This is a genomic window from Streptomyces sp. NPDC002935, assembly GCF_040611295.1.
Classification (GTDB): domain Bacteria; phylum Actinomycetota; class Actinomycetes; order Streptomycetales; family Streptomycetaceae; genus Streptomyces.
This window is the reverse complement of the sequence record NZ_JBEXNW010000001.1, coordinates 463,102-486,735: the sequence shown is the minus strand read 5'-3', so window position 1 is coordinate 486,735 and position 23,634 is coordinate 463,102. Positions and strand designations below refer to the sequence as shown.

Annotated in this window: 19 protein-coding genes; 8 read left to right on the top strand and 11 right to left on the bottom strand. The window is 70.7% G+C overall.

What is annotated here, in order from left to right:
• Positions 1-44 precede the first annotated feature (44 nt).
• Positions 45-1,355: a CHAT domain-containing protein gene (locus ABZX90_RS02060; RefSeq protein WP_351126833.1), complete on the top strand. Its 1,311-nt coding sequence runs from the start codon at positions 45-47 to the stop codon at positions 1,353-1,355.
• Between the two features lie 43 nt (positions 1,356-1,398).
• On the top strand, positions 1,399-2,163 hold the full coding sequence (locus ABZX90_RS02055) for a hypothetical protein (RefSeq protein WP_351126831.1): 765 nt from the start codon (positions 1,399-1,401) through the stop codon (positions 2,161-2,163).
• A 93-nt stretch (positions 2,164-2,256) separates the two neighbouring features.
• Here the strand turns inward: ABZX90_RS02055 and ABZX90_RS02050 are convergent, their stop codons facing one another.
• The 3 genes from ABZX90_RS02050 to ABZX90_RS02040 form a co-directional block, all read right to left on the bottom strand.
• Entirely contained in the window at positions 2,257-3,417 is a 1,161-nt protein-coding gene (locus ABZX90_RS02050) for a hypothetical protein (RefSeq protein WP_351126829.1), read from the bottom strand.
• A complete protein-coding gene (locus ABZX90_RS02045; RefSeq protein WP_351126827.1) occupies positions 3,414-5,333 on the bottom strand; it encodes a CHAT domain-containing protein in 1,920 nt (639 codons plus the stop codon). The genes ABZX90_RS02050 and ABZX90_RS02045 overlap by 4 nt, the downstream gene beginning before the upstream one ends.
• A 127-nt stretch (positions 5,334-5,460) precedes the next feature.
• Complete coding sequence (locus tag ABZX90_RS02040) at positions 5,461-7,797, bottom strand: FdhF/YdeP family oxidoreductase (protein WP_355200820.1); 2,337 nt, start codon at positions 7,795-7,797, stop codon at positions 5,461-5,463.
• A gap of 268 nt (positions 7,798-8,065) precedes the next feature.
• Here ABZX90_RS02040 and ABZX90_RS02035 point away from each other — a divergent pair, with 268 nt between their 5' ends.
• Positions 8,066-8,530 carry a GreA/GreB family elongation factor gene (locus ABZX90_RS02035; protein WP_351126823.1) on the top strand — a complete coding sequence of 155 codons (465 nt, stop codon included), beginning with the start codon at positions 8,066-8,068 and terminating at the stop codon, positions 8,528-8,530.
• Between the two features lie 214 nt (positions 8,531-8,744).
• On the opposite strand, the gene ABZX90_RS02030 is transcribed toward ABZX90_RS02035, so the two are convergent.
• From ABZX90_RS02030 to ABZX90_RS02005, 6 genes are all read right to left on the bottom strand, one after another.
• On the bottom strand, positions 8,745-9,023 hold the full coding sequence (locus ABZX90_RS02030) for a hypothetical protein (RefSeq protein ID WP_351126821.1): 279 nt from the start codon (positions 9,021-9,023) through the stop codon (positions 8,745-8,747).
• Positions 9,024-9,115: 92 nt separating this feature from the next.
• The gene (locus ABZX90_RS02025; RefSeq protein ID WP_355200818.1) at positions 9,116-11,659 is read right to left on the bottom strand and encodes an ATP-dependent Clp protease ATP-binding subunit; all 2,544 of its coding nucleotides are present in this window, start codon (positions 11,657-11,659) and stop codon (positions 9,116-9,118) included.
• Positions 11,660-11,865: 206 nt separating this feature from the next.
• The gene (locus tag ABZX90_RS02020; protein WP_351126817.1) at positions 11,866-12,720 is read right to left on the bottom strand and encodes a family 1 encapsulin nanocompartment shell protein; all 855 of its coding nucleotides are present in this window, start codon (positions 12,718-12,720) and stop codon (positions 11,866-11,868) included.
• A gap of 2 nt (positions 12,721-12,722) precedes the next feature.
• A complete protein-coding gene (locus tag ABZX90_RS02015) occupies positions 12,723-13,769 on the bottom strand; it encodes a Dyp-type peroxidase (protein ID WP_351126815.1) in 1,047 nt (348 codons plus the stop codon).
• A 119-nt stretch (positions 13,770-13,888) separates the two neighbouring features.
• Entirely contained in the window at positions 13,889-14,521 is a 633-nt protein-coding gene (locus ABZX90_RS02010) for a DUF1345 domain-containing protein (protein ID WP_351126813.1), read from the bottom strand.
• Positions 14,522-14,584: 63 nt separating this feature from the next.
• The gene (locus ABZX90_RS02005) at positions 14,585-15,070 is read right to left on the bottom strand and encodes a PaaI family thioesterase (RefSeq protein WP_351126811.1); all 486 of its coding nucleotides are present in this window, start codon (positions 15,068-15,070) and stop codon (positions 14,585-14,587) included.
• Positions 15,071-15,166: 96 nt separating this feature from the next.
• On the opposite strand from ABZX90_RS02005, the gene ABZX90_RS02000 reads away from it, so the two are divergent.
• Both ABZX90_RS02000 and ABZX90_RS01995 read left to right on the top strand, forming a co-directional pair.
• Positions 15,167-15,646: a helix-turn-helix domain-containing protein gene (locus ABZX90_RS02000; protein WP_355200815.1), complete on the top strand. Its 480-nt coding sequence runs from the start codon at positions 15,167-15,169 to the stop codon at positions 15,644-15,646.
• 222 nt (positions 15,647-15,868) lie between these two features.
• Positions 15,869-17,239 (top strand): diacylglycerol kinase family protein, encoded by a 1,371-nt coding sequence (locus ABZX90_RS01995; protein WP_351126807.1) that lies wholly within the window; start codon positions 15,869-15,871, stop codon positions 17,237-17,239.
• Positions 17,240-17,283: 44 nt separating this feature from the next.
• On the opposite strand, the gene ABZX90_RS01990 is transcribed toward ABZX90_RS01995, so the two are convergent.
• A complete protein-coding gene (locus ABZX90_RS01990; protein WP_351126806.1) occupies positions 17,284-18,822 on the bottom strand; it encodes a HAMP domain-containing sensor histidine kinase in 1,539 nt (512 codons plus the stop codon).
• Positions 18,819-19,526, bottom strand: a complete 708-nt coding sequence (locus tag ABZX90_RS01985) for a response regulator transcription factor (RefSeq protein WP_351126804.1) — start codon at positions 19,524-19,526, stop codon at positions 18,819-18,821. The genes ABZX90_RS01990 and ABZX90_RS01985 overlap by 4 nt, the downstream gene beginning before the upstream one ends.
• Positions 19,527-19,680: 154 nt before the next feature.
• Here ABZX90_RS01985 and ABZX90_RS01980 point away from each other — a divergent pair, with 154 nt between their 5' ends.
• The 3 genes from ABZX90_RS01980 (at position 19,681) to ABZX90_RS01970 (ending at position 23,584) form a co-directional block, all read left to right on the top strand.
• Positions 19,681-21,162, top strand: a complete 1,482-nt coding sequence (locus ABZX90_RS01980) for a family 43 glycosylhydrolase (protein ID WP_351126802.1) — start codon at positions 19,681-19,683, stop codon at positions 21,160-21,162.
• Positions 21,163-21,181: 19 nt separating this feature from the next.
• A complete protein-coding gene (locus ABZX90_RS01975) occupies positions 21,182-22,627 on the top strand; it encodes a family 43 glycosylhydrolase (protein ID WP_355200812.1) in 1,446 nt (481 codons plus the stop codon).
• A gap of 189 nt (positions 22,628-22,816) precedes the next feature.
• Positions 22,817-23,584 (top strand): polysaccharide deacetylase family protein, encoded by a 768-nt coding sequence (locus ABZX90_RS01970; RefSeq protein ID WP_355200884.1) that lies wholly within the window; start codon positions 22,817-22,819, stop codon positions 23,582-23,584.
• Positions 23,585-23,634: the final 50 nt, after the last annotated feature.

The following is a 23,634-nucleotide window of genomic DNA, read 5'->3' as shown; positions in this document are numbered from 1 at the left end:
TACCGGAAGACCAGAACACCGGAACACCGGAAGAGGAGGGAGCCATGGCCTACGACGACCGCGCGGAGGAGATCCGGGCCGCGCGCCGCGAGCTGGACGAGGTGGTCGAGGAGATCCGGAGTGTCGAGACCGGCGGGGTCCGGGAGTTCGCCTCGTTCCTCGCCCCGCCCACCTTGAACGACATCGTGGCCGCCGCCTGCGACGCGCCGCTCGTCTACCTCGCGTCGGCGGAACCCGGCGGACTGGCCCTGATCGCGCGGGGCACGGACGTGGAGCACGTGCCGTTGCCGGAGCTGACCACGCGGGCCCTGCGTGAGCGGGTGACGCCCTACCTCACCGCACACGGCGAGGCCAAGGACACCTCCGAAGAGGCGGGGCACGGCTGGCGGAGCGAACTCGACGACCTCACGCACTGGTTGTGGTCCGCCGTCATGGCGCCGGTGCTGCCACGGCTCTCCCAGGACGGCGCCGCGACGCTGGTGGCGAGCGGCCTCCTCGGGCTGCTGCCGCTCCACGCGGCGTGGACCGCCGACCCCTCGCGACCGACCGGGCGCCGTTACGCGCTCGACCAGCTGACCCTCAGTCACATCCCCAACGCCCGTGCCCTGAGCGCGGCCCGCGCCCTGTCCCGGATCCCGGCCAGGCGGCTGGTCACCGTGGCCGACCCGCCGCGCACGCCCCTGGGGCGGGTGCTGGAGTACGCCGGTACCGAGACGCTCGTCGCCCGGGCGGCCTTCCCCGACGACCACGAGCCCACGCTGTCCGGCCCGGACGCCGGCACCGCTTCGGTCTCCGCCGCCCTGCGCGGGGCCGATGTCGCCCATTTCGCCTGTCACGGGAAGGTGGACCTCGGTGCCCCGCTGGAGAGTCATCTGCTGCTGGCGGGGACCGACCGGCTCCGGCTCGCGGACCTGCTGGCGCTCCGGCTGCGGCTGCGGCTCGCCGTGCTGTCGGCCTGCGAGACCTTCGTACCGGGCACGGATCTGCCCGACGAGGTCGTCTCGCTGCCCACGGGGCTGCTCCAGGCGGGCGCGGCCGGAGTGCTCGCCTCGCTCTGGGAGGTGTCGGACGTGGCGACCGCCATGCTGATGACGGAGTTCTACCGGCTCTGGCGCCATCAGGAGCATCCGGTGCCGCCCCCCGTGGCACTCGCCCACGCACAGATGTGGATGCGGGACACCACCGACGAAGAGAAACTGGACCACTACGCGCGGGCCGTGGCCGAAGCGGCCGGCTGGCTGCCGCGACAGGCCGCGCGGCGCTTCAGTCTCGCACTCTCCCTCCGTGGCGCCCCGACGGGCCGCTCCCACGCCCACCCGGATCAGTGGGCGGGTTTCACCTATGTGGGCGTCTGACGCGTGGCGCGCCGCACCGCACGGACCACGATCGGGGAGAGCGATGAACCACTACGGCCTGTCCATGTTCCTCGACGGCTACAACCGGCGGGCCCGGCTGCGCCCCTTGCTGATCGGGCTGCTCCCCGTGGCCCTGCCCCTCGCGGCGGGACTTCCAGCGATGCCGCGCTCCTCCTGGATGTGGACGCTGATCGTTTGCAGCGGTCTTCCCCTCTGCGCCGATCAGTTGGGGCGCAGCCGGGGCAAGCGGATCGAGGAGGCGCTCTTCCGATCGTGGGGAGGAAAGCCCACGGTCCAGTTGCTCCGCTGGCGGGGGCCCGGGGACCGCACCCGGCTCGTCTACTTCCACGAGGCGGTCCAGCGGATCATCGGACCCTCGCTGCGGCTGCCGACGGAGGCGGAGGAGCTGCGGGATCCGCAGGCGGCCGACCGTGTCTACGACGCGGCGGGACTCGTGCTCAGGTCCCGGGCCCGCGATCTGCCCGGCTGCGGGCTGGTCATGGAGCAGAACTGCGAGTACGGCTTCCGGCGGAACGCCCTCGGACTGCGGCCGTACGCGCTGGCCACCGCCGTCGTCGGACTGCTGGGCACGGTGGCATGGCTGTTCGTATCGGACGGTTTTCCAGGGCGGCCGGCCACGGCCGTGGTGGCGGCTCTGTGCGTCATGCAGGTGGGCCTGGTCGCGTTCTGGTCACTGCTCGTACGACCGCGATGGGTGGAGTCGGCGGCATGGCTGTACGCGGAGCGCCTGCTGGAGACGTCCGCGCTGCCGGACCAGAACACCCCGCCCGCCTCCCCGACGGGCTGACCCCGGCGTCCGGGGCCCCGCCTCCGGGTCGGGTCACACCGGCGTCGGACGGGACCCGGCCTCCGGGCGGTCGCAGCTGCGCCGGTCCGGTCGTCACGGCCGCGGAGTCGTTCCCCCGCGGAAGACTCTCCCCCGGGACACGACCACGGTGATCCCTTTCGTGTCGTCGTCCGGATACTCGGTGCGCAGCCCCAGATCGCGCAGGGCGGGGGCGGCGTACCGCTCCGTACTGGGTGAGCGGTGGTTGAACCAGAGGGTGGTGTGCGGCTCGCTCGGTTCGCCGGGCGGGCCGGCCGCCGCGTTCCTGACCATGATCCGCGCGACGGTCTCGGGCGCCGGGTGCGTCGAGAGGCCGGCCCGGGACCGCGCCTCGTGTCCGTGTCCTCCGTTGGTGGAGATCAGCCAGTTCCCGCAGCCGAGGGCCGCCGTCAGCTCGCTGCTGGTGTTGTGCGCGCTGCCGTGGTGCGGTGCCTTGACCAGGGAGACGGGGAACCCGTTGCCGTGCCAGATCCGGTGGACCGAGCGGACCAGGACGTCCGCGTGGGCGTCGGCGCCGAACAGCACCCGGCTGCCGTCGGGGTGCTCGGCGAGGAAGGCGATGCTGGAGCCGTTGGGTGCCTTGTCGTCCGCGTGGTACGGGTGGGCCGCGAGCTGCGCCAGGGTCCGCGCGTCCGCCCCCGCGAAGGGGTCCCCGGCTCCGAGGACGTCCCGGTCCGCGCGGTCGTGCGCGGTTCGTGCGGCAGCGGCCCGCTGCCAGTGCGCGCGCAGGGCGGTGAGCTGGTCCGGCCACGGCGAGAGCAGGGTCAGGCGCAGTCCGCGCAGGGGAAACCGCGGCGGGGCCTCCTCGGCCGGTACGACGACCGGTCGTCCGCGGGTGGCCGCGTTCCAGGGAAACCGGCCGTCCCGCAGACAGTCCGTCAGGCGTTGGGCGCCCACTACGCCGAGGGTGTCCGCGGAACCGGTGTGTTCGAGGGCGTTGAACCAGATGTCGCGCGCCGAGAAGTTCCTCGGCGGCGCGGTCAGCAGAGGGACCAGCCCCGCCAGGTGGTCGTCGTCGATGTGGGTGCACACGACGAGTTCGAACTCGCGCTGGTCCTCGGGCTGAAGGTCGAAGCGCGCGGCCAGCCCGGCAGGCAGCTCGCGCGGTCCGCCGGGCCCGCCGTCGATGAGCATCCGGCGCAGGTGCGGACCGTCGTCCCACTCGACCCAGAGGCAGTCTCCGTGCCGGGCGGGCAGGGCTTCGACCCGGATCACGGCAGCACCAGCCGTACGTCCGCGGAGCCCAACGCCGTGTAGAGCAGGCACAGCAGGTTGCGGTGCCCCTCGACGAGGTCGCGGGCCGTCCGGTGCAGGGCCTCCCCCAGCGGCACACCCTCCAGGAGGCGGTCGAAGAAGCGCTGCGCCCAGGCCGCGCCCAACTCGGTGGGCACCTCGATGTCCGTGCCGATCACCGCGCGTGCGCCCTTGTCCAGGAAGTAGGAGGGAAAGCCCTCGTGGAGTGCGGAGCCGCGGGCGGTGGACGCGCAGGTGTTCAGGACGACGAGGGGAGCACCGGGCAGCGGAACGTCGTCGGGGGCGTCGAGGCGCATGTCCGTCAGGCTCACCTGCTTGTGCCCCGCGAACAGGAGGGTGGGGTCGGCGCCCGGCCCGGGTCCGCCGGGCACGAGGTGGCAGTAGAAGTACCAGAGGGAGTCGGGCCGGGCCGGTGCCCTCAGCGCCTCGGCCACCCGGTCCCCGTCGTCGATGATCTCCGCGCGGTCCGCGATGCGGCCTCTCCAGTAGCCGACCTGGCCCGACACCAGGGAGCGTGGCGCGCCGGTGCCCGGGCGGTCGATGTCGGTGTTGACCGCGATGAGGGCCGTCGTGTCGGACGCGGGCCGCTCCGCCTCGTCCGTGCGGTGCCGGTGCTCGCAGGATTCGGGGACGAGTGTGAGCTTTGCTCCGAGGCCCAGCAGTCGATAGGGGGACAGGGTCTCCTCCCGCCACCGGTCGGCGACGTACAGCAGATGCCAGGGCAGGTTCAGCCCGTTGGGCACGATCTCGATGTGGGGTGGTTCCGCGTCCCGTCCGGCGTCGGCGAGGGCGGTGACGATCATCTCGCCGATCCTCGCCAGTTGGGGGCTGCCGGACCGCCCACCGCGGAACAGCGCGTTGAAGAATCCGAGGCCCGTACGCGCCACACCGCGCAGGTCCGCCTCGTACACGTCCCGCGGGATGTCCAGCGACTCCTCGTACCCGCGGCCGTGCGGTCCCGTGAGGAGGCCGCCGATCCCCGCGCGTACGTCCCGGACCATCCGGTCCAGCCGGTCCGGGCTGTGCGGCAGTTCCGCCGACACGGCGCCGCCGCGGTCCCACGCCAGGATGTGCGGGACGCCGTGCATACGGACGATCACCAGCGAGAGCGCGACGCTCGTGCTGTGGGTTCCGGTCCGCCACGGGGGCAGGAGGGGTGCCTCCCGTTCGAGCCGTCCCGAGGGATGCAGCGTCATGACGATCGTCTGGCGCATGTGCCCGTCCGCGGTACGGAGTACCGCCACCAGGTTCACCGGGCGGTCGTCCCTGAGCAGCGTGATGTCGAACGCCGCCTCGGCCGGGCCGTCGGTCCCGGCCGGTTCGGGAACTCCTCGCCACACCACCAGGGAACGGCACACCGGGACCACCTCGACGGACTCCGGGTCGCCGTGCACGTCGACCTCCAGCACCGCGGAGTCGGCGTCCCCGGGTACGGTCAGGGCGAGTTGGGCGGAGGCGAAGGCGTGCGGGTGGGCGAAACGGTCGACGTCGACGACCAGTCGGTGCTTGCGGTGCGCGGGCAGCGGTTCGTCCGGCGAACGCCCTTCGAACCGTGCGTTGATCCACTGCTCATGAGGCATCGCGTCCAGCAGGCGCGACACAGCCGCCCAGTCGATGTCCGCGGCGCCGTCCGGCTCTCCCGATCGGCGGCCGCGGAAGTAGGCCTTCGAGAGGGCCTCACGGGCCTGCGGGTAGGGAAGCACCAACTCCAGTAAGGACTCGGCGTGTTCGACCCGCTCCTCGTCCGTACCGGCCCGGCCGAGCCGTCCTGTCGTTTCCAGCAGTCGGGCCCGCACATCCGGCCAGTGCCGGCCGACCAGCCCTGGCAATCGCGGCCACAGTCCGACCAGTTCGGCGGCCGCGTCCTGGGCGGTCATGAGCCGTCACCCCGCCGCACGAGGAGGACGGACGGGGGCAGTGGGCGAAGGCGCCCGAGGGGCCGCGCGGAATATTGCCGATGTACCACTTTCGGCATCCTATTCCAGTGGGACCGGGGGGAGTTGGCTATCGCGCCCTGTCCACGTGATTCGTGCCGGCCGGCGTGATGGTGACCTTGACGTGTTTCATCAGGGGCTGGTCGCTCTGGGCGCTGTAGTCGCCGATCGCGCACAGCACGTTCATCTCCGGCATGTAGCCGGCCGCGCAGCCGCGCGGGATGTCGTAGGGAAGGGCCAGATAGCCGTCGAGACGGCGGTGGCTGCCGTCCTTGGCGGTGCTGACGATGTCGACCGGAGCGAATTCGGAGACGCCGCGTTCCCGCATGTCGTCCTCGTTCATGAAGACGAGCGTGCGCAGGTTCTTGACGCCCCGGTAGCGGTCGTTGTCGGAGTAGATCGTGGTGTTCCACTGGTCGTGGGAGCGCATGGTGCCGAGCGCCAGGGTGCCGGGCGCGGGGACCACGTCGGGCAGCGGGGCCGTGGAGAACTCGGCGCGTCCCGTGGGAGTGAGGAAGACCAGTTCGCGGGCGGGCTGTTTGATGCGGAAGCCGAGCGGCAGGCGCACCCGGCGATTGCAGTCCTCGAACCCGTCGAGGGTCCGCGCCATCGTGTCGCGGATGCGGTCGTAGTCCTCGATGTACCACGCCCACGGAGTGTCACTGTCCGGGAGAGCGGCGCGGGCCAGGCCGGCGATGATGGCGGGCTCGGACAGCAGGTGCTTCGAGGCGGGGCGCTTCATGCCGACGGACAGGTGGACCATGCTCATCGAGTCCTCGACCGAGGTGCTCTGGAGGCCGCCTCGCTGGTGGTCCTTCTCGGTCCGGCCCAGGCACGGCAGGATGAGCGCCCGGCGGCCGTGCACGAGGTGACTGCGGTTGAGCTTGGTGCTCACCTGGACCGTGAGGTCGCAGTTGCGCAGTGCCGCGTAGGTGTACGGGGTGTCGGGCGCGGCGAGCGCGAAGTTGCCGCCCATGCCGACGAACACCTTCACGTCGCCGCGGTGCATGGCGTGAATGGTGGCCACGGTGTCCTTGCCGTGCTCACGGGGCGGGTCGATCCTGCAGACTTCGGCGAGCCGGTCCAGGAACTCCTCGGCGGGCCGGTGGTCGATGCCGCACGTCCGGTTGCCCTGGACGTTGCTGTGGCCGCGCACCGGTGAAGGTCCGGCGCCTTCGCGGCCCAGATTGCCGCGCAGGAGAAGGAGGTTGACGATCTCCCGCACGGTGTCGACGCCGTGTTCGTGCTGGCTGACACCGAGACACCAGCTGATGATGGAGCGGTCGGCGTCGCGGTACACGCGTGCCGCCTTGAGGATGCCGTCCCGGTCGATCCCGGACTGGAGCTCGATCTCGTCCCAGGACGTGGCCTCGCACACCGCGCGGTACTCGTCGAAGTAGGCCGTGTGGCGGTCGATGAACTCCTGGTCCACGGCCTTGGGGTCGGTCCCGGACTGCTCCAGGATCGCCTTGGCCATGCCGCGCAGGAGCGCCATGTCGCCGCCGATGCGGGGCTGGAGGTTCAGCGTGCTGGTCCGGGTGGTCTTGAGGAGGGCCATGTCCGTGAAGTCGTGCGGAACGATGGTGCGGGTGGCGGCCGCCTCGACCAGCGGGTTGACGTGCACGATCTGGGCGCCGCGGTGGTAGGCCTCGGCCAGGGCGGTGAGCATCCTGGGCGCGTTGGAGGCGGCGTTGACGCCCATGATGAACAGGGCGTCGGTGGCCTCCCAGTCCTTGAGGTCTGCCGTCCCCTTGCCGGTGCCGAGCGACGCCTGCAGAGCGCGGCCACTGGCCTCGTGGCACATGTTCGAGCAGTCGGGCAGGTTGTTCGTGCCCAGTTCCCGGGCCATCAGCTGATAGAGGAAGGTGGCCTCGTTGCCGAGGCGGCCGGAGGTGTAGAACGACGCCCGGTTCGGATCGTCCAGTTCCCGCAGGGCACGGCCGGCCAGTTCGAACGCGTCGCGCCAGCTGATCGGTACGTAGTGGTCCGACTCCGGGTCGTAGACCATCGGCTCGGTCAGCCGGCCCTGGTCCTCCAGGTCGTAGTCGCTCCAGCCGAAGAGTTCGGTCACCGAGTGGGCGGCGAAGAACTCTCTGCCGACCCGCTTGCCCGTCATCTCCCAGGTGACGTGCTTGATGCCGTTCTCGCAGATGTCCAGGTGCAGGCCCTTGGTGTCGTCGGGCCACGCGCATCCCGGGCAGTCGAAGCCCGTGTTCTCGTGGTTCATGCGCATGATCGCCCGCGGGCCGTCCACGAGGGCGCGTTCGCGCACCAGGAAGCGGCTCACGCTCTTGGCCGCACCCCAGCCGGCGGCGGGGTGGTGGTACGGGTGGAATTCGGGTTCACCCTGGGGATCGGGCCCCACTCGGGGCTCCAGCCCGTCGTGGCCGTCCTGGGATGCGCTCAAGAGTCTCACCGAGCCTAGGACTGGGGTCGTTTCCCGTGGTTCGCGGCGTGCTTGCGGCGGCTCTTCTTCTTCCGGCGTCGCTTCGAGGACATGGCGACCTCCTCACTCGCAGGACATAGGGAAGCGTCCTGGACTCTGGCGATCCACGATTCCACACATCACATAGCGTCGCGATTCGGATCAATTCGCCCGATTCTGCATCGAAATGCATGGATATGCTGGAAACACCTTCATTCGACGCACCGTTCCGCACCCCCGAGGAGCAGGCATGCCCACCGAACCGGCACCGATCAGCGAGGCAGCCCGGCACGCTCTCGAACAGGAACTCGCCGACCTCCGCACCGAGCGTGGAAAGGTCGCGGCCACCCTGCGGGATTCCGACGCCGAGGTGGGCGACCACGCCGACGAGGCGGACGAGTTGCAGCGCGCCGACGATCTCCGGCGACTGGACGACCGCATCTCCGCGATCACCACGCGGCTCAGCCAGGCGAAGGTGGCGGGCCCGCCGCGCACCGACCAGGTCGGCGTGGGCAGCACGGTCACCGTCCGGTTCTCGGACGGAACGACGGACACCGTCCAGATCGGCGAGACCGCCGCGGTGTTGGACCGGACCCTCGTCACGGCCGACAGCCCGCTCGGAGGCGCTCTCCTCGGCCACCGGGCGGGAGACACCGTGAGCTTCGAGGCACCCGACGGGCCGGAGAGCGCGGTGGTCGTCTCCCTGGGCGAGTGACCCGGCCACAGCGCCCACCGGACCGCGAACCCGGAGGACCGAGGCCGCGCCCGCAACCTCGGCGGACCGGGGGCCCGCCCGCATCCTCGGCGGACCGAGGGCCCGCCCGCAACCCCGGCGGACCGGGGGCCCGCCCGCGACCCCGAGGGTCCGAGGGCCCGCCCGCGACCGTGGACTCGCCCCTCGGCACCGTGAGTTCAGCCCTCGTACGAGTTCAGCCCTCGTAGCGGGAGGGCGGGAAGGGGTCCCGGGACCGCCGGGTGAACTTGCCCGTCGGGATCCGACCGGCGCCCACCTCGAGATCGATCTCCTCGCGCTCTCTCCTGTACGCGGCTTCGGGGTCCTCCGTCGTACCGGCCACCAGACCTGCTTCCCGTCGCTCGCGTTCCGTCCGCTCGTGGAGCTCGTCGTCGTCGGACCGGAGGGGCATTCCCCTGTTGTGGGCGTGCTCCGGATCCCCTTCGACATCCCGGTTGGACTTGTGGTGCGTCATGCGGCGCCTCCTCGAACGATGACCCGGCGTTGGCGCGCCCGGGTCCGTTTCGGTGTCAGGAGTCCTCCGTCCCGTCCTTCGTCGTGCTTTTCCTACGCGTTCTCCGTGTCGTCGGCGGGCTGCCCGCTCCCCCGTTCCGCGTCCGCGCCGTCGCCCGAGGCGCCCTTGCGCACGGTGCAGCGGACGGAGCCGTCCCGTCCCTCGGCGACGATCGTGTCGCCGGGTTCGGCCTCGCCACCGAGCAGGAGCTCCGCGATGCTGTTGTCGAGTTCCGTCTGGATCGTGCGCCGCAACGGGCGCGCGCCGAACTCGGGTTGGTGACCGTGGGCGATCAGCAGCTTCTTGGCCGCCTCCGTCACCTCCAGCTTCATGCCCTGGGCGTGCACACGGCGTTCGCTCTGCCCGAGCAGATGATCGACGATCTGCGCCAGGTCGTCCTCAGTCAGGCTGTGGAAGATGATGATGTCGTCGATGCGGTTGAGGAACTCGGGCAGGAACCGGGTCCGCAACTCGTCCATCAGCGCGTCCTTGAGCTCGGACACGTCCCCCTTGTGGTCGAGGATGCGATGCGCGCCGATGTTGGACGTCATGATCACGACGCAGTGCCGGAAGTCGACGGTACGGCCCTGGCCGTCCGTGAGCCGTCCGTCGTCGAGGATCTGGAGCAGCGTGTTGAAGACGTCGGGGTGCGCCTTCTCGACCTCGTCGAACAGGACCACGCTGTACGGCTGCCGGCGGACCTTCTCGGTGAGCTGGCCCGCCTCCTCGTAACCGACGTATCCGGGAGGCGCGCCCACGAGACGGGCGACCGTGTGCTTCTCCTGGAACTCGCTCATGTCGAAGCGGATCATGCGGTTCTCGTCGCCGAACAGCAGCTCCGCGAGGGTCTTGGCCAGCTCCGTCTTGCCCACGCCGGTGGGGCCGAGGAAGAGGAAGGAACCCACGGGGCGGTTCGGATCGCCCATGCCGGCCCTGTTGCGGCGTACCGCCTGCGAGACGGCGGTGACCGCCTCGTCCTGGCCGACGATACGGTCGTGCATCTCCTCCTCCAGCTTGAGGAGCTTCTCCTTCTCGCTGGCGGTGAGTTGGGACACCGGGATCCCGGTGCGCCGGGAGACGATGTCCGCGATGTCGCGGGCGGTGACGGACACGACACCCGCGCGCCGCTCCTCGATCCCCGCGAGCTCGCCCTCCCCCTCGGCGATCCGCCCCTTCAGCTGTCCTGCTCTCTCGAAGTCCTCGGCGGCGACGGCCTGATCGCGTTCCCGACGCAGTTTCGCGATGCGGTCCTCGCGCTCGGCGACCTCCGTCGAGCGCGAGGCGCTGCGCAGCCGCACCCGCGCGCCCGCCTGGTCCATCACGTCGATCGCCTTGTCGGGCAGGAAACGGTCGCTGATGTACCGGTCGGACAGTTCCGCGGCGGCGGTCAGGGCGCCGTCGGCGAAACGGACCTGGTGGTGCGCCTCGTACGCGTCGCGCAGACCCTCCAGGATCTGTACGGTCTCCTCGACCGTCGGCTCGGGAACCATCACCGGCTGGAAGCGCCGTTCGAGTGCGGCGTCCTTCTCCACGTACTTGCGGTACTCGTCGATGGTCGTCGCGCCCACCACGTGCAGTTCTCCGCGGGCGAGAGCGGGTTTGAGCATGTTGCCCGCGTCCATCGAGCCCTCGCCCGTCGCACCGGCGCCGACGACCGTGTGCAGTTCGTCGATGAAGAGAATGATCTGCCCCTCCGACGCCTGGACGTCCTCGATGACCTTCTTCAGCCGTTCCTCGAACTGCCCGCGGTACTGGGCACCCGCCACCATGCCCGACAGATCGAGCGAGACGACGCGCTTGCCCTTCAGGGTGTCGGGAACATCGCCGGACACGATGCGCTGCGCGAGGCCCTCGACGATCGCGGTCTTGCCGACGCCGGGCTCACCGATGAGCACGGGGTTGTTCTTGGACCGTCGCGAGAGGATCTCGATGGTCTGCTCGATCTGCTCGGCCCGTCCGACCACCGGGTCGAGCCGTCCGGCCTTCGCCTCTTCCGTCAGGTCCCGTCCGAACTCGTCCAGGGTCGTGGCGGGCTTGTCGGGCTCGGCGGGGCGGCTGTCCGGGCGGGCCGTCCGTTCCGTGAGGCCCGCCAGTTTCTGCGCGTCCTGCCCGTCGGCGCGCAGCAGCTGGGCGGCGCCGGCGTCGGCGTCGCCCAGCAGGGCGCCGAGAATGTGTTCGGGGCCGATGTAGGACACTCCGGCCGCCTGTGAGCGGGCGTACGCGCTGGCGAGGGTGCGCTTGGCCGCCGGGGTGAGGCCCGGTTCCGAGGACGGTTCGCTGGTCTCCCGGGGGAGCACCTCGGCGAGCTGGGCCGCGAGGGCGTCGGGATCGACCTCCGCGCGGACCAGCAGCGAGCGCGCGGGTTCCACTTTGGTGGCGGCCCACAGCAGGTGCTCCGTGTCGAGATCGGACGACCCGTCCTGCAGGGTCCGCTGCACGGCCAGGTTGAGAAGTTCCTGCGAGGACTCTGTCAGCAGTCGTCCGATGGGCACCCGCTGTACCGCCGGGGGCGATGACGCGGGCGACATTCCGAAGAAGCGGTTCAGCAATTCACCGAAGGGATCGGACGAGCCGAAACCGTAGGACGACATCGACATGGGCAGCTCCCGGTGCGGCGATGAGTCCTTTCCACCATTTCGCGGCGCCTATTGCTCCGCAACCGGAGCGGACCTCTGCGGTGTGAGGGCCATGACCTGCGGTGTTTCCCGGGAGAAGGCGGAACTCGCCGAGGGGAAAGGCGCGTTGGCGGACACCGGAAACCGGCCCCGGCACGGTGAGAGGGGTGGCCCCGCGCCTGGCGCGGTCATGCCGTGTCCGTGCTCGCGTCGGTCCACGGGTCGAGTGCCACCACGGCCTCGTCCGTGTGAACGAGGAACGTCAGGGTCTGGCGGAAGTACAGGTCGATGCCGAGCGTGTCGTGGGCCGTGTAGCCGATGGCGAGATCCTCACCGAGCCGCAGTTCGTAGTCACCGCCACGGGTGGTGAGCAGGAAGGCTCCCTCCATGGCGGGCGCCCAGATCAGCCGGCCGTCGAGCATCCGGCCGAGATGGGCGGCGATCGGATAGCCGTGGTCGGAGGTCTCGCTGACCGCCGTGTACGCCTCCGCGCCCAGCAGCAGCGCGTACGGGCCCTGCACGCCCGCCAGGCGGAGGGTGCTCAGGGCATGACTGACGGCGTCCGGGAAATCGCGCGGCTCCGCGGGCAGCCGGAGCAGCGGGTTGGAGGTGCGCGCGCGAAGGCCGTCGATGTGGGCCGCCGCGTACCCGTTGAAGACGGTCTGGTCCTCGGCGAACGCCATGGTGCGCGCGGCGTCCTTGACCGGCTGCCAGTCGGAGTCCTTGGCGCCCCGGTCGACGTCGTCGACGGCGGCGCGGCTCACCCTGAACGGCACCGTCAGCTCGACCAGGGGCTGTACCTGGCGCAGCCGGGCCGCGACACCGGGTGACGGCCCGTCGATGCCGGACAGGTGGCCCGTCCCGACGGCCGCGAGTCCGGCGCCGTCGGGGCCCGAGACGTCCACGACCCGCCGGCCGGCGAGGTTGCGCCGGAAGGTGCGGCGCGCCTCGTCCTCGATCTCGGTCCAGGCCGCGGGCGTGATGGGGGCCAGTTCGCGGTGCAGGTTGCCGGTGCCGGTGACGGTGGCGTCGAGCGTGGTCATGGTCAGACTCCTTTGAGGCTGCCGATCCCCAGTGAGCCGTCCGTCGCCGCCTGCCCGCCGGAAGCGGAGGGGCGGTCCGTCGGCTGCCCGCCCGGCGCCCGCTCGTCCGCCGCCCGCTCGTCCGCAGGGGCGGGAAGGTCGTCGAGGAAGTCGACGGTCGGCACGTGGAAGAGGCATCCGGTGATCGCGGTCGAGAAGTCGAGGATGCGGTCGTGCGGAGCCCCGCCGTCTCCGAGGAACATGTTCCGCAGCATCTGCTCGGTCACCGCGGGGGTGCGGGCGTAGCCGATGAAGTAGGTGCCGAACTCGCCCTCTCCCAGGGTGCCGAACGGCATGTTCTCCCGCACGATCTTGCGTTCGTTGCCGTCCTCGTCGGTGATGGTGTTGAGCGCGACATGAGAGTCGGCCGGCTTGACGTCGTCGGGGAGTTCGACGTTGGCGAGCTTCGTGCGCCCGATGACCTTCTCCTGCTCGCTGGACGGCAGCGCGTTCCACGCCCGCAGGTCGTGCAGGTACTTCTGGACGATCACGTAGCTGCCGCCCTCGAAGGCGGGGTCCTCGTCGCCGACGATCACGGCGTCGGCGGCCGGCCGCCCTTCGGGGTTCTCGCTGCCGTCCACGAAACCGAGCAGGTCGCGCTCGTCGAAGTACTTGAACCCATGGACTTCGTCGACCACGGTGACCGCGCCGTCCAGTCGTTCCACGATCAGCCGGGCCAGCTCGAAGCAGAGGTCCGCCCGGCGGGCCCGGAGGTGGAACAAAAGATCTCCCGGCGTGGACGGTGCCTGGTGGCGCTCTCCCGCCAACTCCACGAACGGGTGCAGTTCTTGGGGGCGAGGTCCGCTGAACAGGCGGTCCCAGACCGCCGATCCGATGCCGACGACGCAGCCGAGCTCGTCGCCGGGTGCCCGGAAGGCGACGGAACGGCGCAGTCCGGAGACATCCTCCAGCAGGCCGCGGACCGTGTCCTCGTGCCCCGGCGTGACGGTGACCACGAGGAACACGGTGGCCCTGGCCGGTCGGGAGATCACAGCCTGTGGCTCGGCCAAGAGTCGGCCCCTTCAAGAGACGCGTAGGTGTCCGTCGGGTGCGGACCGGTCGGTTCCTCCTCCCATCCTGCTTCCTCCCGGGGGAAACCGCACGGGAACCGACCGTGCCGCAGGTGCCGTCAGCGGCTCACGATTCCCACGACGACGTTGATGGCCGTGGCGAGAATGCTGGTGCCGAAGACGTACGACAGGAGGCTGTGGCGCAGCACGATCGAGCGGATCTTCGAGCTCGAGACGTCGGTGTCGGACACCTGATAGGTCATTCCGAGGTTGTAACTGAAGTAGAAGAAGTCGCGGTACGCCGGTGGGTTGTCCGAGTTGAAGTCGATGCCGCCGCCGGCCTCGTAGTACAAGTAGGCGTAGCGGGTGGCGTACATGAGATGCAGTGCGGCCCAGGCCGTGAACACCCCGCACAGGGCGGTCACGGCCGCGGCCTGGCCGTTGTCGGCCTGGCCGCGCACGAGCAGCAGCACGATGGCGAACATCCCGCACAGGGCGACCACGACCACCACGAGTTCGTCGGTCATCGGCCGGAAGTCCTCGCGCCGTGCGTTGTGGCGGGTGGCCGTGGCGGTCATCGGCCACAGCACCACCCAGCCCGCCAGGACGAAGGACAGTTCCGTGGCGGCGATCCCGGCCAGCAGGCCCAGGTCGACATCGGTCGACAGTCCGACGGCCACGCCGACCAGGGCGCCGAGGACCACCGCGCACGTCAGGCGCGGTACGGCATTCAGGGGCAGGCTCGCTCTCATACACGGCCACGGTATCCCCGTGGTCGCCGGTCGGCCCGGCGGAATCCGCCGCCCCGCGCCTTCTCAGACGGGGAACAGCAGGCAACTGCTGGTGGTGTGGGCGAGCAGCCGGTCGGCGCCGTCGAAGAGCTCGGCCTGGGCGAGGGCCGTACGGCGGCCGCTGTTGAGGACGGTGCCGACCGCGCGGACCTTGCCGGTGTCCACGGTGACCGGCCGCAGGAACTTCACTGTCAGGTCGAGCGATGTGTATCCGGTGCCCTGGGGCAGCACGGACTGCACCGCGCAGCCCGCCGCGGAGTCGAGCAGGGTGGCGAAGATGCCTCCGTGGACGCTTCCGATGGGGTTGTAGTGCTCCTCCCCCGGGACCAGGGCGAAGACCACGCGTCCGTGCTCGACCTCTTCGAGGGTGATGCCGAGGGTCGCCGAGATCGGCGGCGCGGGGAGCCGTCCGGCCTGCACCTCGCGGAGGAAGTCGAGGCCGCTGTACCGACCGACGGCGGCGGCGGAGACGGTCGGGTCCTCCCAGTCGTACGTGCGAGACCTGCCCATGACGTTCACCGTTCCCTCGACAGCTGACTTTATTTTTCGAAGCTAGCTAGTTAGGCACCTGGCTGTCAATGTCACAGTCAGCCTACGATGGGGAGCATGACGTGGCTCGACACCAGTACCGAGAACTGCACGGTCCAGCGGACGCTCGACCTGATCGGCGAGAAATGGTCGATGCTGGTCCTGCGGGACGCCATGAACGGCGTACGGCGCTTCGACGACTTCCGGCGGCACGTGGGGCTGTCCGAGAGCGTGCTGGCCGACCGGCTGCGGAAGCTGGTCGCGGCCGGGATCCTGGAGACCGTTCCCTACAGCGAGCCCGGCAGCCGCACCCGGTACGCGTACCGGCTCACCCGCAAGGGCTGGGAGCTGTGGCCCGTCATGATCGCCCTCAAGCAGTGGGGCGACCGCTACACGGCGGATCCCGAAGGTCCTCCCCTGGAGGTCGTGCACGCCGACTGCGGCGAGCAGGTGCGCACGGTGGTCGTCTGCGGCGCCGGGCACGGCGAGCTGATTCCGCCGCAGGCCCGCACCCGCCCCGGCCCGTCGGCGAAGCGCGCGGACCCCGCCGTCGGCTGACGTCCGGCCCGGACGGGGCGGGAAACGGGCCAGGAAACGGGACCGGTGACGGGCCGCCTCGTGGTGCCGGAGCCCGGCTCGTGGCAGCGTGGCCCCGTACGGGCCGTCCCAGCGCGTCGGGCATGGGCGTCCACCCCACGGGCACCTGGTTCGCGTGACCGGCACAGCGGTGCCTCTCGTACGGCGACCGCGGCACGCGAGGGACCGACCAGTGGAGGAACGATGAGCACGGACACGGTGCCCCCGGCCCGCGAACGGTGGGCGGCGAGAGCCTCGCTGGCCGCGGCGGTGCTCGCCGTGGCGCTGCCGCTCGTCTTCGGAGGCGTACGCGGATTCCTGCTGCTCCTCGCCGCGCTCGCGGGCATGGCCGTCTCGGCGGCCGCGCTGTGGTGGATGCTGACCCGGCGAGGTCTGCTGCGCTGGATCGCCGGGCTGCTGGCGGTCGTCGTACCCATCGCCGTCATCGTGGTCCTCGCGGTCACCCTGCTGTGGACCCTGCTGCTCTCCCCCGTGCTGTGGATCCTCGCGGTGTGGAGCGGCCGTTACGCGCTGCGGAGCGCCCGCGACCGTGTCCGGCCGATGAAGGAGCACCGCACCGCACCGCCGCGACGTCCCTTCGTCCTCATGAATCCCCGGTCCGGCGGGGGCAAGGTGGCGCGGTTCGGGCTCGTGGAGAAGGCCGAGCGGCTCGGCGCGCGGGTCGTGCTCCTCGACCCGGAGCACCATCAGGACGTGACCGAGCTGGCCCGGGAAGCGGTCGCGGGCGGGGCGGATCTGCTGGGCGTCGCGGGCGGCGACGGGACGCAGGCGCTCGTCGCGGCCGTCGCCGCCGAGCACGGGCTGCCGTTCCTCGTCGTCTCGGCCGGCACCCGCAACCACTTCGCCATGGACCTCGGCCTCGACCGCGACGACCCCGCCACCTGTCTCGACGCCCTGACGAACGGGGTCGAACTCCGGGTGGACCTCGGCTTCGCCGGGGAGCACCCCTTCGTCAACAACGCCTCGTTCGGCGCGTACGCGGCCGTCGTCCAGGATCCCGCCTACCGGGACGACAAGATCGGCACCATCATGGAGCTCCTTCCGGACCTGCTGACCCGCCAGCGCGGACCGCGGCTGACCGCCCGGGCCGCCGGCACGACGCTCGACGCCCCGCAGGCGCTGCTGGTGAGCAACAACCCCTACCGCACGAACGATCCGGCCGGTCTGGGCCGCCGCGAGCGGCTCGACGCCGGACTGCTCGGCATCCTCGGCGTCAAGGTGGACAGCGCGGTCGAGGCCGCCGCCCTGCTGCTCTCCCCGGACCCGCAGGGGCTCTCGGTCCTCACCGCGCGCGACGTGGTCGTCGGCGCGGACAGCGACGAGCTGGAGGTCGGCATCGACGGCGAGGCCATGGTCCTGCCCACCCCGGTGCGCTGCCGTATCGAACCGGGCGTCCTCCGCGTCATCGTCCCGAAGGAGCGGCCGGGTACCCCCACGGTCCATCCCACCCTGGACTGGCGCCGGCTGCTCGCGCTGGCGATGCTGGTGGGCCGCACGGCCGGCGTACGACGCGGCCACAGGGCGAAACCGGCACCACGAACCGACAGGCCGTGAACCAGGGGTGCCGTATGGCGCCGCCGAACAGTGCGCACGGCTGACTAGGGCCGCTGGAGCCGTTCGGGATCTTCCCCTCGCGGAGCGACCACGCCGTCCCCCGGGGGAGGGACGGCGCCGTGCCCGGCGCGCGGGAGGCTGATGGTGAAGACCGTGCGGCCGGGGCTGCTGGACAGGTCGACGGTGCCGCCGTGGGCGAGGACCAGGGAGCGGGCGACCGCGAGCCCCAGACCGCTGCCGCCGCGGTCGCGGCCGCGTGCCTTGTCGACACGGTAGAAGCGGTCGAAGACGCGTTCCCGCTCGGCGGCCGGGATACCGGCGCCGGAGTCGCGGACGCGGACGACCGCCGCGTCGGTGGAGACGGACAGTTCCACGCTCACGGCGGTGCCGGGCGGGGTGTGCACCGCCGCGTTGGTGAGCAGGTTGTCCAGGACCTGACGGATGCGCAGCGGGTCCATGCGCAGCCGTACGGGTCCGGGGTCGACCGTCGCCGACAGGGCGTGGCCGGGATGGCCCGCGCGGAAGGCGTCCGCGGCGTCGCGGGTCAGCGTGGCGAGGTCGGCGTCCTCCAGGCGGAGCGGGGTCTCGACCTCGGCGGCGTCGAGGCGGGCGAGCAGCAGCAGGTCGTCGAGGAGAACGCCCATCCGGGCCGCCTCGGCGCGCAGCCGGGCCAGGTGCTTCTCACGTTCGGCGGGCTCGTTGGCGGCGGCGTACTGGAAGAGGTCCGCGTAGCCCCGTACCGACATCAGCGGGGTGCGCAGTTCGTGCGAGGCGTCGGCGACGAAACGGCGCAGCCGCTGTTCGGCCTCGGTGCGCACGGCGAGGGAGTAGTCGATGTGTTCCAGCATGGTGTTGAACGCGGTGCGCAGTTCCTCGACCTCGGGGCCGCCCTTCCCGCCGCCGGCGCGCACCGGGAGCCGGGCGGAGCCGGTCAGGTTGTGCGAGGTGATGCCCCGGGCGGTGTGCGCCATGTCGCTGATGGGTCCGAGGCCGCGCCGCAGCACCGCGCGGCCGGCCACGACGAGTGCCAGCAGGGCGAGGGCGAACGCCACGACCTGGACGGTGACGAGCTGCCGTACAGTGCCCTGGAGGTCGGCCAGGGGCGCGGCGGTGACCAGCACCACTCCGGGTTCGACCTCGCAGGCGCGCAGCTTGTAGGCGCCTTCTCCGTCGATCCGGGCGTCGCGCAGGCTGTGCGCGGAGCCGTCGGGCGGCAGCGCCTGGGCGGCGGCGGTGAGTTCGACGGTGTCCGCGGGCACGTCGGCGGGTTCGCGGAGCACGGCCCGGCCGCCCCTGACGTCGTACACGGCGGTGAACCAGCCGTAGTACGGCCGCTGCTGGACGGTGCCGTGCGAGCCCGCGTCCTTGGACTGGGCGATCTGGACGAGCTTCATCTGCTCACCGAGCCGGCGGTCGAGATAGTCCCTCATGTACGTAGTCAGCGCCGTGCCCACGACGGCGAACACGACGAGGGACAGCGCGCCCATCCCGAGGGCGAGCCGGGTGCCCAGTCGCGTCCGGCGATACGCCTCCCGGACGGCCCGCCGACGGCCGGGCGGAGCCGGTGTCTCCGCGCTCGTCACGCGGCGACCTGCCGCACCACGTATCCGACGCCGCGCACGGTGTGGATGAGCGGTGTCGTGCTGTCGTCGCTCTCGTCGGTGGCGTCGAGCTTGCGGCGCAGCCGGCTGACGACCAGTTCGACGACGTTCGAGCGGCCGCCGAAGCCGTACTCCCAGACGTGGTCGAGGATCTGGGCCTTGGTGAGGACCGTGGGTGACTTGCGCATCAGGTAGCGCAGCACCTCGTACTCGGTGGGGGTGAGTGTGAGCAGCCGGTCGGCGCGCCGCACCTCGTGGGTGTCCTCGTCCATCGTCAGGTCGGCGACCTTGAGCACGGAGCGCTGGAGGCCGGGTCCCGCGCTGCGGCGCAGCACGGTGCGCAGCCGCGCCATGAGCTCCTCCACGGCGAACGGTTTGACCAGATAGTCGTCACCGCCCCGGGTGAGGCCCGCGACCCGGTCGGCCACTCCGTCGCGGGCGGTGAGGAAGACGACGGGCACCATCGTGCCGGACCGCCGCAGCCGGTCGAGGACGGCGAATCCGTCCAGGCCGGGCAGCATCAGGTCGAGCACCACGATGTCGGGGCGGAACGCGGCGGCCCGGCGCAGCGCCTCCTCGCCGGAGTTGGCCGTGACGGCCTCCCAGCCCTCGTAGCGGGCGACGGTCGCGACGAGATCGGCTATCGGAGGGTCGTCGTCCACGACCAGGAGGCGCACTTTTTCCACCCGCCCATAGTGCTTCACACGGCGGGCGGCGCCACAGCCGCACCGAAACGCGCCGGAAGCGTTGACGTGCCCCTGCCGGAAACTTATCTTCTGGTCGAACCTCCGCACAGCGTACGGGATTTCGAACATCTTCGGCCGTCAAAGGGGACTCACCGTGTTCCGCACCCGCCACTGGTTCGCCCTGGGAGCAGCGCTGTTGGCGCTGCTCGCCTCGTTCCTCACCCAGCCCGCCGCCGCGGCCGACGGTCGGCCGTACACCAATCCGGTCAAGTCCCAGAAGGGCGCGGATCCCTGGCTGGAGTACTACAACGGCAGCTACTACCTGGTGACGACGTCGTTCACCAACGAGCTGACGATGCGCAAGTCGCCGACCCTGGCCGGGCTCGCCACCGCCCCCAGCGTGCAGATCTGGTCGGACACCACCTCCGGCCGCAACGCCAACTTCTGGGCGCCGGAGATCCACTTCATCGACGGCAAGTGGTACCTGTACTACTCGGGAGCGCAGAGCGGGGCCGCCTGCTGCGACACCCAGCGCACGCACGTCCTGGAGAGCGCGGGCTCCGACCCGATGGGCCCGTACACGTACAAGAACACCCTCACCGGCTCCAACCTCGACCCCGGCGGCTGGCTGATCGACGCCGGCGTCCTCCAGTACGGCGGCAAGCTGTACCTGGTGGGCAGCGGCTCGGTCGGCGGCAGCAAACAGAGCCTGGTCATCGCGCCGATGAGCAACCCGTACACACTGAGCAGTTCGGTCTTCACCGTCATCTCCAGCCCCACGCTGAGCTGGGAGACCTCCGGCGCCCCCGTCAACGAGGGCCCCGAGCCGCTCTACCACGGCGGCCGGACCTTCCTCACCTACTCCGCCAGCTACTGCCAGACCGCCGACTACAAGCTGGGCCGGCTCGAACTGACCGGCACCGACCCGCTCAACGCCGCCTCCTGGACCAAGAAGCAGACCCCGGTCTTCGAGCGCAACGACGCCGCCGGGGTCTACGGTCCCGGCCACAACGGGTTCTTCACCTCGCCCGACGGCACCGAGAACTGGATCGTCTACCACGCCAACAGCTCCGCGAGCGGGGGCTGCGGCAACGGGCGTACGACCCGGGCGCAGAAGTTCACCTGGAACGCGGACGGGACGCCCGCGTTCGGCACCCCGGTCGCGACCGGCACCACGCTCGCGGGCCCCTCCGGGGAGACGGCGACGACCCCGACGGCGTACACCGTGGTGAACCGCAACAGCGGCAAGTGCCTCGACGTGGAGGGCTCGGGCACCGCGGACGGCACCAACGTCTTCCAGTGGACCTGCACCGGCGGCGCCAACCAGAAGTGGCGCATCGAGGACCAGGGCGACGACACCAGCCGCCTGGTGAACGCCGCCACCGGCAAGGTCCTGGACACCGCCGGCTGCTCCACCGCCGACGGCGCGGACCTGCGCCAGTGGAGCTGGCTCAACAACAACTGCCAGCGTTTCAGGCTCATTTACACCGGAAGCGGCTTCGTGCGGATCGTGAACGCGAGCAGCGGCAAGGTCGCCGACGTGGCCGACTGCGGTACCGGCGACGGTATCGACGTACGCCAGTGGACCTGGCTGAACAACACCTGCCAGCAGTGGCAGCTCAAGCCCACCGTCTGACACCGGGAGACCCACGACCATGCGACGTCTCATCGGCCGCCTGCTGACCGCGGTCCTCGCCACACTGGCCCTGCTGTTCACCGGCACGCCCGCCCACGCGGCCGCCCCGGCCTCCCCCGCGGTGACCTTCACCAACCCGGTCGCCGAACAACGCGCCGACCCGCACATCTTCAAACACACCGACGGCTACTACTACTTCACCGCGACGGTCCCGACGTACGACAAGATCGTGCTGCGCCGGGCCACCACGCTTCAAGGGCTCGCCACCGCTCCGGAGACGACCATCTGGACCAAGCACGCGAGCGGCGTGATGGGCGCGCACATCTGGGCGCCGGAGATCCACTTCATCGACGGCAAGTGGTACGTCTACTTCGCGGCCGGGTCGACCAGCGACGTGTGGGCGATCCGGATGTACGTCCTGGAGAGCTCCGCCGCGAACCCGCTGACCGGCAGCTGGACGGAGAAGGGGCAGATCGCCACCCCGGTCTCCTCCTTCTCCCTGGACGCGACCACCTTTGTCGTGGGCGGAGTCCGCTATCTCGCGTGGGCGCAGCGCAACCTGGCCGAGGACAACAACACCAGCCTGTTCATCGCCAAGTTGGCCAACCCCTGGACCGTCAGCGGCACTCCGGTGGAGATCTCACAGCCCACGTTGTCCTGGGAGACCGTCGGATACAAGGTCAACGAGGGTCCCGCGGTCATCCAGCACGGCGGCAAGGTGTTCCTGACCTATTCGGCCAGCGCCACCGACGCCAACTACTGCCTGGGCATGCTGACCGCGTCCGCCTCCGCCGACCTGCTCAACGCCGGTTCCTGGTCGAAGGGTTCGCAGCCGGTGTTCCGGAGCAGTGCCGCGACCTCGCAGTACGGGCCCGGCCACAACTCGTTCACCGTCTCCGAGGACGGCAAGTCGGACATCCTCGTCTACCACGACCGCGCCTACAAGGACATCAGCGGCGACCCGCTCAACGACCCCAACCGCCGCACCCGTCTGCAGAAGATCTACTGGAACGCCGACGGCACCCCCGCTTTCGGCATCCCGGTCGCCGACGGCGTCTCCCCGGTCCGCCTCTCCTCGTACAACTTCCCCGACCGCTACATCCGTCACTGGGAGTTCCGCGCCATGATCGAGGCGAACGTCGCCAACCTCGCGGACTCGCAGTTCCGTGTCGTGACCGGCCTCGCGGGCACCGGCACCGTCTCGCTCGAGTCAGCGAACTACCCCGGCTACTACCTCCGTCACAAGAACTTCGAGGTCTGGGGCGAGAAGGACGACGGCACCGCCGCCTTCCGGAGCGACGCCAGCTTCTACCGACGGGCCGGCCTCGCCGACACCACCTCGGCCGTCTCCTTCGAGTCGTACAACTACCCGGGCCGGTACGTCCGTCACTACGACTACCTGCTCTATGCACAACCCGCCGACACGACGGCAGCCAAGGCGGACGCCACGTTCTACACGGAATAGGAGCGCCGGGGGAAGGCAGCTGCCGGGCGGCCGACGGAGCGGTGCGGAACCCGCTCCGTCGGCCGGCCGGCATCAGGTCCGCACGGCACCTACGGAGCTCGGATCAGGACATTCGCCCAGCACAGAGCGCTATACATCGAGCGTATACACGCTATGTATAGTCGCGGCATGCCTTCTCTGACCAGGAAGATGAAAAGACCGGCCACCGGGTTCCGTGCGGCGGCCGCGATCTCCGCCGCCGTCGCGCTGGCCCTGCCGCTGACGGGGTGCACGACCCTCAACACCACCGCACCGAGCGCCGCGAGGGCGCATGCGGGAGCCGCCGGACAGGCCGGGTTCGGGACAGTGGACTGCCGAAGAGCCAAGTGCATCGCGCTGACCTTCGACGCCGGGCCGAGCGAGCACTCGGCCCGGCTGCTGGACATCCTCAAGGAGAAGAAGGTCCCCGCGACCTTCTTCCTGCTCGGCAAACGGCACATCGAGAAGTACCCGGAGCTGGTGCGGCGCATGGCCGACGAGGGCCACGAGGTGGCCAGCCACACCTGGGACCACAAGATCCTCACGCGGATCCCGCCGACGGAGATACGCGAGGAACTGCGCCGTCCGGACGAGGAGATAGAGCGGCTCACCGGGCGCAAGCCGACGCTGATGCGGCCGCCGCAGGGGCGGACGAACGACACCGTGCACAAGATCGCGCGCGAGCAGGGGCTGGCGGAGATCCTGTGGAGCGTGACCGCCAAGGACTACCAGACGAGCGATTCCGGGCTGATACGCGAGCGCGTCCTGCAGCAGTCGTCCCGGGACGGGATCATCCTGCTGCACGACCTCTACCCGGGCACCGTGCCCGCGGTACCCGGGATCATCGACGCGCTGAAGGAACGCGGGTATGTGTTCGTGACGGTGCCGCAACTGCTGGCGCCGGGGAAGGCCGAGCCCGGTACGGTGTACCGCCCCTGACGGTTCATCACCTGGGACTCGGCCGGTCGGCCCGCGAGGTCGGATCCCGG